The sequence below is a fragment of the Nocardiopsis sp. MT53 genome, assembly GCF_019598965.1.
Taxonomy (GTDB): Bacteria; Actinomycetota; Actinomycetes; order Streptosporangiales; family Streptosporangiaceae; genus Nocardiopsis; species Nocardiopsis changdeensis.
In genome coordinates, this window is record NZ_CP080599.1 from 417,298 (window position 1) to 429,903 (window position 12,606).

The window sequence follows — 12,606 nt, forward strand, 5'->3', positions numbered from 1 at the left end:
GGGGTTCTCCTCCCCCAGCATCCACCGAAGCCGGTCCCCGCACGCTTTTCGGCGGATCGGACACGCCGGGCCGTTGTCCGGAGCCCTTCCGCGAAAGGCGGTGCGGTAAGGGCCGGGAGCGGTCAAAACCGGGTAAGGGGCGGCCGGAATGCGCGGTCCGGACCCGACCGCTCGAAGAACGGTGCTGCGCCGGAGGCGGCCTCCATGGCACCATGTCCCCTATTGGTCTAGACCGGATAGGAGCGCCCACCCGTGCCTGATACCTCCCCCTCCCTCCTCGACTCCCGACCCGTCATCCCGCGCCCCGCCCAGCTGGTGCCCGGCGACGAGGGTGGGCTGACACTGACCGCCGCGACCAGGGTGTCCGCCGACCCCGAAGCCCGGGGCACCCTCGTGTGGCTCCAGCGTGAACTCGGCGCGGCCACGGGGTTGCCGCTCGCCACGGGCTCCGAGGACAGCCAGATCCGCCTCAGCGTGGACCCGGGGGCCGGCCTGGGCCGCGAGGGCTACCGGCTGATCGTCGACGACGAGGGCGCGATCATCGTCGGCAACGACCCCGCCGGGGTCTTCTACGGGGCCCAGACCCTGCGCCAGCTGCTGCCCGCCGAGGCCCACCGGGACGCCCCCCTGGGCGGCACCGAGTGGACGCTGCCCGCCGTGCGGATCACCGACGCCCCCCGGTTCGCCTGGCGCGGGCTGATGCTGGACACCGCCCGGCACTTCGTCCCCAAGCGGGAGGTGCTGCGCTACATCGACCTCCTGGCCATGCACAAGCTCAACGTGCTGCACCTGCACCTCAGCGACGACCAGGGCTGGCGGGTGGAGATCGACCGCTATCCGAAGCTCACCGAGAAGGGGTCCTGGCGCACCCGCAGCCAGCTGGGGACCCCCCGGCCGGGGCAGGAGGCGGAGTTCGAGGAGCGCCCGCACGGGGGCTTCTACACCAAGGACGACATCCGCGAGATCGTCGCCTACGCCGACGCCCGGCACATCAGCGTCGTCCCGGAGATCGACGTGCCCGGGCACTCCCAGGCCGCCATCCACGCCTACCCCGAGCTGGGCGAGGCCGGCGAGATCCCGGTGGGGCAGCGCTGGGGCGTCTTCGAGGAGGTGCTGGCGGTCACCGACGACGTCATCGAGTTCTACAAGAACGTCATCGACGAGCTGCTGGAGCTGTTCCCGAGCACGTACTTCCACGTGGGCGGGGACGAGTGCCCCAAGACCCAGTGGAAGGGCAGCGAGAGCGCGCAGCGGCGCATCCGCGAGGAGGGCCTGGCCGACGAGGACGAGCTGCAGAGCTGGTTCATCCGGCAGCTCGACGACCACCTCACCGCGCGCGGGCGCCGCCTGGTGGGCTGGGACGAGATCCTGGAGGGCGGGCTGGCGCCGGGCGCGACGGTGATGTCCTGGCGCGGCGAGGAGGGCGGCATCGCGGCCGCCCGGGCGGGGCACGACGTGGTCATGTCCCCCACCGCCACCTCGTACCTGGACTACAAGCAGTCGGAGTCCGACGACGAGCCGATCCGGGTGGGCACCCTGCTGCGCACGGAGGACGTGTACCTGGCCGAGCCGGTCCCGGCCTCGCTGACCGAGGAGGAGGCCCGGCACGTCCTGGGCGCCCAGGTCAACGTGTGGACCGAGCACATCGACACGCCGCGGCGGCTGGACTACATGGTCTTCCCGCGGCTGTCGGCGTTCGCCGAGAAGGTGTGGTCCGCCGACGCGCGCGACTACGCCGAGTTCGAGCCGCGCCTGGTCCACCACCTGACCCGCCTGGACGCGGCGGGCGTGGAGTACCGCCCGCTCGACGGCCCGCGCCCCTGGCACACCCGTCCCGGCGTCCACGGCTGGGGCTGATCCCCCGCCCCGTCCCGGCCCGGGTGGGCGGGACGGGGCCTCCCGGCCGCCCGCGGCGCGGGCCGCGGCGAGGAACTTCGGCGCCCCCTCCACGGCGGGGGCTCCCGGCCGCCCGCGGCGCGGGCCGCGGGCGCGCCGGAGGGCTCAGAAGTAGGTGGCGACGACGTCGACGACCGTGTCGGCGTCGTCGACCACCGGGATGCTCCGCCACCGGTCGAAGGTCGTGCAGGGGTGGGAGATCCCGAACGACATCAGGTCGCCCGGACGCACCCCCAGCCCCGGCGGGACGTCGAGGTAGGCGTGCTGGTCGTCGAACTTGCGCACCGTCACCCCCTCGGCGGGGACGGTGGTGCCGTCGGCCCGGCGCAGGACGCGCGGGATCGGCAGGTCCTGGTCGTACCCGGCGTCGCGGCGCCCCATCCCGGCGACCGCCAGCCCCTCCTCGGGGGCGGACAGGACACGGGCCCACAGCTCCAGGGCGCCGGTGAGTGCGTCGCCGCCCTCGGGCAGCCGGTTGAAGGGGGTGAGGCGGCGGTACAGCCCGTCGTCGTGGCTGATGTAGGCGCCGCTGCGCAGGATCGGGACCGCCTCGACCATGCCGCCGAGCTCCTCGGCCACCAGGTCGAACCACGCGCTCCCGCCCACCGTCACGATCGGCTGCGCCCGCCCCGGGAAGAACCCGGCCGCCGACAGGGCCTCGGCGTCGCCGCGCAGGTCCCGCAGGAACCCGCGGACCCCGTCGGCGTCGGAGAGCGGTCCCTCGTACCCGGCCACCCCGGACACGCCCGCCCCGGGGACGGCGGCCACGGCGCGGGCCAGCTCCAGGACCTCCTCGCGGGTGCGCACCCCGGTGCGGCCGCCCGGGACGCCGCGCTCCAGCAGCACGCCGGGCGGACGGCCGCCCTCGGCGCCCTTCAGGCCCTCGGCCAGGGCCGCGACCCCCTCGGGGGAGTCGACGTAGAACAGGAACTCGAAGCCGGGGTCGGCCGCGCCCTCGTCCGCCGCCCAGCGGATCACCCCGGGTTCGAGCAGCTCGTTGGCGAGCAGGATCCGCCGCACCCCGAACCGGCGCACCGCCAGCGCCTGGTTGGCGGTGGCGACGGTGATGCCCCAGGCGCCCGCGGCCAGCTGGCGGTCCAGCAGGGCGGGCGCCATCGAGGTCTTGCCGTGCGGGGCGAACAGCAGCCCGTGGCGGTGGGTGAAGTCGGCCAGGGCCGCGGTGTTGCGGGCGAGCGCGGACTCGCGCAGCACGAGCAGCGGCCACGTGAACGGCCCGTCGAACAACCGGTCCCGCCGGGCGGCGAAGTCGGCGGCGGCGACCGGGTCCCCCGGCCACCACACCCCCTTCGTCCGCCAGTCGACGACTTCTCCGATGTCCGACCGGTCGCTCACGTGGCTCCGCCTCCTGCTCGTGGGTCTCCACGCAATCTAGCGGTTAGTGCAGAACGGGCACCAGGGGCGCGGGTAGCAGCGGCGTCGCGACCTGCTCCGGGGTGTCGTCGCGGTCCTCGCCCTCACGGCCCTCGTCGTCGAGGAAGTCGCGGATGGCGCGCTGTCCGGCGTCGGGGTAGTCGGTGATGAACCCGTCCACCCCCATGCGCAGGACGGCGTCCATGGCGGCCCGGCTGTTGACCGTGTAGGGCATGGTCTCGTACCCGTGCTCGTGGAGCAGCTCCACGTAGTCCTCGTCGATGGTGGTGTGGTTGGGGTTGACCATGTGCGCCCAGGTGAACTCCGACAGCCGGTCCTCGGGGACCCGCCCGAGCAGGGCGTGCGGGACCGAGGGCAGGAGGCGCTTGGACGAGCGCGTGACCTCCCAGTCGAAGCTCTGCACGACCAGGCGGCGCGGCTCCCACGCGGGGTTGTGCTCCAGCCAGGCCGGGCGTCTGAGCAGCTCGACCGCGATCTCCCTCTCGATCCTCGGGTAGCGGGCCGGCTCCTTGATCTCCAGGAAGAGGTTGAGGTCCAGATCCCGCATGCGGTCCAGCGCCTCGCCCAGGGTGGGCACGGGCTCGCCCTCGAACTCGGGGGAGAACCACGACCCGGCGTCGAGCCGGCGCACCTCCGCCAGGGTGTAGTCGGCGACCAGGCGGGACTCGCGGTCCGGGAAGACCTCCTCGACGTCGGTGGTGCGGGTGAGAGTGGCGTCGTGCAGGAGGACGAGCTCGCCGTCCTTGGTCCGCTGGACGTCGATCTCGACGGTCAGCGCGCCGAAGCGCCGCGCCGCGTCGAGTCCGGCGAGCGTGTTCTCCGGGGCGTGGCCGGCGGCCCCCCGGTGGGAGACGGCGATGATCGGGCGCTGGGGGTCGGCGTGCTGGACGATGACGGGCTCCGTGGTGGTGCCCAGCGGGTCGAGCCCGGGGGCGTGGACCGCGGACGCGGCGATGGGGGCGCTGACCGCGAGAACGAGTGAGACGACTCCGAAGACGATGCCGATGCGGTGCACCGGGCCTCCCAGGTACGCGTGGACGGACGTATCGGTGGGTTCCTCGACACCGAAGCCTGAGTGCTTTCGGTGACCCCCCGGTTACGGGGTGCGGAGCACGCGGGAACGACCCGCGGTCATGTTGTCCGCCTCCCACCGATTATCACAGTATGCATTCACTTGATGACTTCATGTTACATTTTTGGCTCTTGAGACCCTCGATAATTACGCAGAGCCCTGCAATTATCACTATTAGTAGTCGATGGGAAGGAACACTATGCGTAAGCACCGCACGAGGTGGGTCGCGACTCTCGGCGTCGTCGCCCTGGCCGCCGCGGGTCCGGTCGGACTCGCCGGGTCCGCCCTCGCGGACGAGGAGGACGCGCGGGAGCTGAGCTGGCCGGTCGTCCGCCAGGGCCAGTCCTCCTACAGCCTCGACGGGTACGAGATCGGGTACCTGCCCCCCGGTCTGGAGAGGTACGGCATCAACGCCTCCTCCGTCACCGACCGCCAGGGCGGGCGCCAGTCCCAGCTCTCCTGGGTCCAGGGCCCCGACCAGCTCTTCGGCCGGGTGTCCGTGATCCGGTCCGAGGCCCTCCAGGACCTCGACGACCTGCGCAAGAGCCGGTACAGCCACATCCCCGACCGGGAGCTGGAGCTCGTGGAGGGCGACGCCGCCTTCGAGGACGGGGCCTACCTGTCCGAGGAGACCGGCGACCTCTTCTGGCTGGAGAGACCCGGCGTCGCCGTGGCCGCCCACCTGCAGCCGGACCGCTGGGAGGTCAAGGAGCTGCGCCGGATGGCCGAGGAGGTCACCGAGGAGGCCGGGGCCGCCGGGCAGGCCGTCCAGGAGCCGGCCCAGGAGCCGGCTCAGGAACCCGCCGAGGGGACCGAGGAGCAGGCCGGGGCGAGCCCGGGCCCGGAGGACGCGGCCGAGGAGGTCGTGGAGGAGGCCCCCGAGACCCCGGAGGCGCCCGTCGACACCCCCGAGGTCCCGGTCGAGACGCCCGTCGAGACCCCTGAGACCCCGGAGGTCCCCGAGACCCCCGAGGTCCCGGAGGCTCCGGTCGAGACCCCGGAGGCGCCCGTCGAGACCCCCGAGGTCCCGGTCGAGACGCCCGAGCTGCCCGCCGAGACCCCGGTGGAGACCCCCGAGGCCCCGGTGGGCCCGGGCACCCCGGAGGTCCCCGGGGCCCCGGTCGGCGAGGTCGTCGGCGAGGCGCCCGAGCTGCCCGAGGTCCCGGAGGCTCCCGTCGAGACCCCCGAGGTCCCGGTGGAGACCCCCGAGACCCCGGTCGACGACGCCGTGACCCTGCCCGGCACGGGCTCCCGCGAGGTCAAGGAGTGCCTGCTGGACCGGTTCGTGGACTTCGAGGCCGGTGAGACCGGGCTGGACGAGTCCCAGCTGGCCCAGGACAGCGGCGAGTTCGTCGAGCAGGCCCTGGGCAAGGAGGACCTGGACGACGCCGAGCGCGACCGCCTGCTCGCCACCGTCTGGTACTACGGCGATGAGGGTGACAAGAACGCCGCCGTCGACACCTGCGCCCAGGAGAACGACCTGGAGCGCGCCCAGGTCGAGCAGGTCATCGCGGAGATCTCCGACCTGATCGCCGAGCTGGCCGCCGAGGCCGAGGCCGCCGCCGAGGCCGCCGAGGGCACCGAGGCCGCCGGGTCCGAGACCGGGACCGAGAAGGCCGACGACGGCACCGAGGCCGCCGCGGCCGAGCTCGACACCATCGGTGACGACGAGTGGCGCGAGCTGTGGGACTCCCTGCCCTGGAGCGTCCCGGCCCAGCAGTGATCGAACGCCGACCGGCGCCGGGGGCCCTCGGGCCCCCGGCGTTCGCGTGTCCACCCCTCCTCCCATCCCATGACCCCTCCCCCCGCCCTCGGGGCGTGCTGTAGCGTCACCCTGCGCGGACCGGTATCCCGTTCCGCGTACGGTGTGCTCCCCCCACCTCTGCTACCCCTGGAGGCCCCTCCGATGGCCCGTTTCACCACCCGTCCCCAGCTCAGAGGCGACTTCGGCATGGTCGCGTCCACGCACTGGCTGGCCAGCGCGACCGGCATGTCCGTCCTCGAACGCGGGGGCAACGCCTTCGACGCCGTGGTCGCCGCGGGCTTCACGCTCCAGGTGGTCGAACCCCACCTCAACGGCCCCGGCGGCGAGGTCCCCGTGGTCTTCCAGGCCGCGGGCGGGCCGGTGCGCGTCCTGTGCGGCCAGGGGGTGGCGCCCGCCGCCGCCACGATCGAGGCGTTCGCCGGGATGGACCGCATCCCCGGCAGCGGGGTGCTGGCCGCCTCCGTACCGGGCGCCTTCGACGCGTGGATGCTGCTGCTGCGCGACCACGGCACCCTGACCGTGCGCGACGTCCTGGACCACGCCGTCGGCCTGGCCGAGCGCGGGTACCCCGTGCTGGACCGGATCTCCGCGGCGGTCGCCGCCCTGGAGCCCGTCTTCGCCCGGCACTGGACCGGCTCCGCCGAGGTCTACCTGCCGCACGGCCGGGTGCCCGCCGCCGGGACCCGGCTGCGCAACCCCGCCCTGGCCGCCGCCTACCGGCGGATCATCGCCGAGGCCGAGGCCGCCGGGAGCGACCGCGAGGCGCAGATCGAGGCGGCCCGCCGCAGCTGGTCGCAGGGTTTCGTGGCCGAGGCCGTGGCCGCGTTCCTGGCCGTGCCGGTGCCCTCCTCCACCGGGGAGCCGCAGCGGGGGCTGCTCACCTCCCAGGACATGGCCGACTGGAGCGCCACGTACGAGGAGCCGGCGAGTGTCACCTACGGCGCCCACACCGTCCACAAGACCGGCCCCTGGGGCCAGGGGCCCACCATGCTCCAGCAGCTGCGGCTGGCCGAGGCGCTGGGCACCCGCGGCGAGGGCGCCGACTTCGTGCACCGGGTGACCGAGGCGGCCAAGCTCGCCTTCGCCGACCGCGAGGCCTGGTACGGCGACCCCGACTTCACCGACGTCCCGCTCAAGGAGCTGCTGTCCGCCGAGTACGCCGCGGCGCGCGCGGCGCTGGTGGACGACGGCCGCGCGTCCCTGGACCAGCGCCCCGGGAGCGTGGCCGGGCGCACGCCCTTCACCCCGCCGGTGTACCTGGCGCAGGAGGCCCCGGCGGACCGCACCCTCGGCGAGCCCACCGTGCAGCGCGGCGACACCTGCCACGTGGACGTGGTGGACTCCCGCGGCAACATGGTGTCGGCGACCCCCAGCGGCGGCTGGCTCACCAGCTCCCCGGTGATCCCGGCGCTCGGGTTCCCGCTGGGCACCCGGACCCAGATGTTCTGGCTCGACCCGGAGTCCCCCAACGCCCTGGCACCGGGCCGTCGGCCGCGCACCACGCTGTCCCCGACCCTGGTCACCCGGGAGGACGGCCAGGCGGTGCTGGCGATCGGCACCCCGGGCGGCGACCAGCAGGACCAGTGGACCTTCACCGCGCTGCTGCGCATCCTCAACGGGGTGGAGGACCTCCAGGAGGCCCTGGACGCCCCGATGTTCCACACCAACGCCTTCCCCAGCTCGTTCCACCCCCGGGAGACCGTCCCGGGCGACCTGGTCGTGGAGCCGGGCCTGGGCGAGGACGTCATCGCCGAGCTGCGCCGGCGCGGGCACCGGGTGCAGGTGTCCGAGCCGTGGTCGCTGGGGCGGCTGGCGGCCGTGGCCCGCGATCCGGAGACCGGCGAGCTGCGTGCGGCGGCCGACGCGCGGGGCTCCCAGGGATACGCCGCCGGGCGCTGAGACGAACGGAAACGAAACGGACATCCGAATCATCGTTTTGCACGTTAAGACTGGTTTGGGACCACTTGCCTGCCTTGATCGTGCCTCTTGCCAAATCGCCCGCTCGCTGCTTATGTAGTCCTTGTGCGACGGAACGCCGTCGTCACACCCCAGGACCATCCCGACAGGGTCGGCACGCTGTCTCCCCCTCCCTCAGCGGCTCCCTGTCAACCCCCTCCTGAACCGAGGCCTGCCTTCCCCTCCCGGCCGGGTCCTTCGGACAAGGAGACCGTGGGCCGTGGCGCCGCCGAACCGGCGGCGCCACGGCCCACCGCCTTTCCCGGACACACCGCCCCGCCGTCCGAGGGCCTCCGCCCGGGGCCGGCGAATTCGAGCGCTCGTTGCCACACGGTGATCGGTTGCCTGCCGAGACGAGTCCCGCAGGACGCCGGGACGGGGAGTCCCACCCCGACGTCTTGCGGGGCCGGGTGTCGGGTTCCTCGGCGGCTTCGTCGAGGAGGCCACGGTCGTGGCGGGACAGGCCCGTCCCCTCCGGAACGCACGCGGGCCCCGGCCGAACGGCCGGGGCCCGCGCGTTCCGCCGCGCGGTCAGGTGTGGACGCGGACCGAGCCCGCGTAGTTGGCGGTGCGCACCGGCGTGACGCGCACGTCCAGGCCGGTCCGCGGCGCCTCCAGCATCATCCCGTCGCCCAGGTAGATCGCCACGTGCGAGATGTAGTCGGGCGCGGTGGGGTCCGACCGCCAGAAGATGAGGTCGCCGCGCTCCATGTCCTCGAAGGCGATGCGCTCGCCCGCGTTCCACTGGTCGTGGGTGACGCGCGGGATCTCCACGCCCGCCTCGCGGAAGGCCCACTGGAGCAGGCCCGAGCAGTCGAACCCGACGCCCGGGGTGGTGCCGCCCCAGACGTAGGGGACGCCCAGCTGGGACTCGGCGTTGGCGATGACGCGCTCGATGACCGTCGGCGGCACGGCCTCGCCGTCGCCCGCCGGCTCGGGGGCGTCGCCCACCAGCTGGACGGACACGTCCTCGCCCAGCGCCCCGCCGAGGTCCTCGTACAGGTCCCACGGGTCGGCCCCGGGGGCCGAGACCACCAGCGCGTTGCCCTCGGGCATGCCGAGTTCGGCGGCGGTCTCCCGGGAGACCAGGGCGTCGATCCCGGCGATGCCGGAGGTGGCGTGCGTCCACACCTCCAGGGGCACGTCGCCGCGGCCGCCGGTCACGGTGACGTCGCCGCCGACCTCCAGCCCGCGCTCGGTGCCGGCGTCCTTGGACAGCGCGATGCGCCCCTCGGCGACGCCCTGCCAGATGTCGTCGGACTCGGCGGAGGGCTCGGGGGCGTGGTTGCGGAAGGTGGAGGGGTCCACGCCCAGCACGGACATGGCCTCCTCGTCGACCAGGACCCGGGCGGCGTCCACGGTGAGCACGTGCTCGACGCCGTCGATCCCGCGGACCGCGTCCACGGCCTCGGCGGGCAGGGTCTCCTGGGCGACCACGAAGTATTCGATACTGCGCGCCTCGCGGAAGGGGGCCACGTAGGCGCTGTGGCTGAGGTCGTCGGGGTCGGCGACCTCGGGGGAGGCGGAGGCCTGCGGGTCCCGGAGGGGGTCGGATCCCCCGGACGCGAGGGGGTCGGCCTGTTCGCTGATGGGGGGTCGGTCCTCGACGACGGGGTCGGCCCAGGCCGGAGCCGCCCCGAACGCGGTGAAGGCGGCCACCAGGACCGCCGTGGTGCAAGCAGATCTACGGCTCCGCACGGGGATGTCTCGCCCTTTCTCTGAACGACCCGGGGTGTGGGGGACCCCTACGGCGCGCGCCTTTCCGATGACGTTCCGAGTCCAAGAATGGGTGTACCTGAACGCCTTTGCAAGAAGCCCACGCCGTCCGATATCGAACGTCCCGGTACGGGCCGGTCAGGGGGTCATGGGGGGTCGGGGGGTGTCTTCGTACTCCTCTGCAACGGTCACAGCCAGGGGGAATCGTACCGGAGTGTCCCCGAACAGGACAGTGCGCGCCCGCTCCCTGGCGGCATCGATCGCGTGAACGGCCTCCCGGGCCCGCTCGCGGGGCACGTGCAGCAGCACCTCGTCGTGCACGAAGAACACCACCGCCCCGGGCATCGACAGCCGCAGCGACGCGAGCAGCACCAGCGCCCACTCGGCCGCCCCGGCCTGCACCACGAAGTTCCGGGTGAACCGGCCGTGCGCCCGCCGGTGGCGCTCGCCGTCGGGGCCGGACGTGCGCCGCTCCCACCCGGCGGGCCGGGGCGAGGTGCGGCCCAGCCAGGACCGCACCACCCCGCCCCGCTCGCCGGTGCGGGCGGCGGCGTCCACGTACTCCAGGGCCCGCGGGTAGTGGCGGCGCAGCAGCGCCAGCAGCGGGGCGGCGTCCCCGCCGGTCTGGCCGTACATGGCGGAGATCAGGCCGAGTTTGGCGCGGGCCCGGTCGTCGCCGGTGTGCACGGCCAGGCGGGCGTACAGGTCGTCCTCGGCGGCCGCCTCGGCCAGGGCGGTGTCCCCCGAGACCGCGGCCAGGACGCGCGGCTCCAGCTGCCCGGCGTCGGCGCGCAGCAGCACCCACCCGGGGTCGGCCCGCACGGCGCCGCGCACCGCCTTGGGGATCTGGAGGGCGCCGCCGCCCCGGGTGGCCCACCGCCCGGAGACGACCCCGCCCACCACGTAGTCGGGGCGGAAGCGGCCCAGGCGCACCCCGTCGGGGCCCTCCCGCTCGTCCACCCAGGCGTCCCGCCAGGCCCAGCCGTTGGCCGAGTGCAGCCGCGACAGCTCCTTGTAGCGCAGCAGCAGCGGCACCACCGGGTGTTCGATCCGCTCCAGCTCCCGGGCCCGGGTCGAGGTGACGGGGTGGCCGATCCACGCCATGGCCTTGAGGACCTGTGCCGGGGAGTCGGGGTTGACCTCGCGGCCGACGGCCTCGCCGATGCGGGCGGCCAGGTCGGCCAGCACCGGGGGGCGGCGCCCCGCCGGGGGCCGCGTTCCCAGCAGGCCGGTGAGGATCCGGTCGTGCAGGTCGGGCCGCCAGGGCAGGCCCTCGTGGGACATCTCGGCGGCGGCCAGGGCCCCGGCCGACTCCAGCGCGGCCAGCAGGTCCATGCCGGGCGGCAGGGCGGCCAGGCGGCGCCGCTGGTCGGCGTGGACCTCGGCCAGGGCGTCGAGCCGGTCCGTGCCCGGCGGCAGGGTGGAGCGGTCGGCCTCGAAGAGCGCGGGCTGGGCGGCCGTGCCCTCCCCCGCCGGCTCGTGGGGGTCCGCGGGCACCGGGCGCCCGTGCAGCCGGGACCAGGCGGCGCCCAGGGACCGGGGCTCGCCGTGGCGCCCCTCGTATCCGAGCAGCAGCGCCTCGACGAGCGCCGCGTCGTGGCAGCGCTCCACCCGCACCCCGGCGCGCACCAGGTCGGGGTAGACGTCGCGGGTGTCGGCCCACACCCAGCGGGGCCGGTCGGCCTCGGCGGCGCGGACGGCCGCGGCCAGGTCGTCGACCCGCCGTTCGGGGCCGTCCCCGTCCAGCGGCCGCAACCGTCCGCCGCCCTCGCCGTCGGCGACCACCGCGATCCTCATGCGCCCATTCTGGTCCGCGGTACCGACGGTCCGCGGCCGCCCGGGCCCGACCCGCCGGGCAGGGGGCGCGGCCCCTACCGGCGGCCGGGCCGGACCACGTTCTCCAGCGGCTCCCCGGCCGCCCAGCGGGCGAGCTGGGCGTCCATGAACGCGCGGGCGCGCGGGTAGAACGCCGCGGACCCGCCCGCCACGTGCGGGGTGACGAACACGCCGGGGGCGTCCCACAGGGGGTGGTCCGCCGGCAGCGGCTCGGGGTCGGTGACGTCGAGCGCCGCGCGCACCCGCCCGTTCTGCGCCAGCAGCGCGCCGGTGTCCAGGACCGGGCCGCGACCGACGTTGACCACGAGCGCGTCGTCGCGCAGCAGCGCGAACTCCGCGGGGCCGAACAGCCCCCGGGTGCGCTCGGTCAGCGGGGTGACCAGCACGACGATGTCGGCGTGGGGCAGCAGCCCGGGCAGCTCGTCCACGCCGTGCACGTCCTCCTCGGGCCGGGCCCGGCTCGCCACCCGCACGACCTCGGCCTCGAAGGGCAGCAGGCGGCGCTCGACGGCCTGCCCGATGCTGCCGTAGCCGACGATGAGCACCCGCTGGTCGGCGAGGGAGCGCAGCGGCGCCGAGCCCCACCGGTGATCGCGCTGGTCGACCGCCCACCGGGGCAGGTCCCGCTGGGCGGCGAGGATGAGCGCCAGCGCGTGCTCGGCGGTGCTGGCGTCGTGCAGGCCGCGCCCGTTGCACAGGGTGACGTGGTCGGGGACCAGGTCCAGGACGTGCTCGTACCCGGCCGAGGTCAGCTGGAGCACCTCCAGCCGGGGCATCCGGCCGATGATGTCCAGGCGCTCGTCGACGCCCTGGGTGGAGGGGGCGTAGGGCACCTGGTAGAAGCCGACCCCGTCGAGCCCGTCCGGCGCCGGCCCCCCGGCGTAGACGTCCACCGTGAGCGCCTCCGGCGCGTTGCGGCGGTTCTCCTCCCACTGCACGAGTGCCCGGCCTGCCATGAGTGGCCCTCCCCTTC

The 12,606-nt window shown here is 74.6% G+C and carries 8 protein-coding genes; 3 read left to right on the forward strand and 5 right to left on the reverse strand.

Annotated elements, in window-relative coordinates:
• Positions 1–252: 252 nt before the first annotated feature.
• A complete protein-coding gene (locus tag K1J57_RS01765; RefSeq protein ID WP_220562742.1) occupies positions 253–1,857 on the forward strand; it encodes a beta-N-acetylhexosaminidase in 1,605 nt (534 codons plus the stop codon).
• A 144-nt stretch (positions 1,858–2,001) separates the two neighbouring features.
• Here K1J57_RS01765 and K1J57_RS01770 read toward each other — a convergent pair whose 3' ends face one another.
• Together K1J57_RS01770 and K1J57_RS01775 are read right to left on the reverse strand one after the other, a co-directional pair.
• Entirely contained in the window at positions 2,002–3,249 is a 1,248-nt protein-coding gene (locus tag K1J57_RS01770; RefSeq protein WP_220562743.1) for an alanine racemase, read from the reverse strand.
• 43 nt (positions 3,250–3,292) lie between these two features.
• Positions 3,293–4,303, reverse strand: coding sequence for a glycerophosphodiester phosphodiesterase family protein (locus tag K1J57_RS01775; RefSeq protein WP_220562744.1), 1,011 nt, complete (start codon positions 4,301–4,303; stop codon positions 3,293–3,295).
• Positions 4,304–4,559: 256 nt separating this feature from the next.
• Here K1J57_RS01775 and K1J57_RS01780 point away from each other — a divergent pair, with 256 nt between their 5' ends.
• Both K1J57_RS01780 and K1J57_RS01785 read left to right on the forward strand, forming a co-directional pair.
• Positions 4,560–6,083 (forward strand): hypothetical protein, encoded by a 1,524-nt coding sequence (locus K1J57_RS01780; protein ID WP_220562745.1) that lies wholly within the window; start codon positions 4,560–4,562, stop codon positions 6,081–6,083.
• A 183-nt stretch (positions 6,084–6,266) separates the two neighbouring features.
• Complete coding sequence (locus K1J57_RS01785; protein WP_220562746.1) at positions 6,267–8,024, forward strand: gamma-glutamyltransferase family protein; 1,758 nt, start codon at positions 6,267–6,269, stop codon at positions 8,022–8,024.
• 588 nt (positions 8,025–8,612) lie between these two features.
• Here K1J57_RS01785 and K1J57_RS01790 read toward each other — a convergent pair.
• The 3 genes from K1J57_RS01790 to K1J57_RS01800 form a co-directional block, all read right to left on the reverse strand.
• A complete protein-coding gene (locus K1J57_RS01790) occupies positions 8,613–9,779 on the reverse strand; it encodes a C40 family peptidase (protein WP_370634572.1) in 1,167 nt (388 codons plus the stop codon).
• 156 nt (positions 9,780–9,935) lie between these two features.
• The gene (locus K1J57_RS01795) at positions 9,936–11,594 is read right to left on the reverse strand and encodes a bifunctional 3'-5' exonuclease/DNA polymerase (protein ID WP_220562747.1); all 1,659 of its coding nucleotides are present in this window, start codon (positions 11,592–11,594) and stop codon (positions 9,936–9,938) included.
• A gap of 74 nt (positions 11,595–11,668) precedes the next feature.
• Complete coding sequence (locus K1J57_RS01800; RefSeq protein ID WP_220562748.1) at positions 11,669–12,589, reverse strand: 2-hydroxyacid dehydrogenase; 921 nt, start codon at positions 12,587–12,589, stop codon at positions 11,669–11,671.
• Positions 12,590–12,606 lie beyond the last annotated feature (17 nt).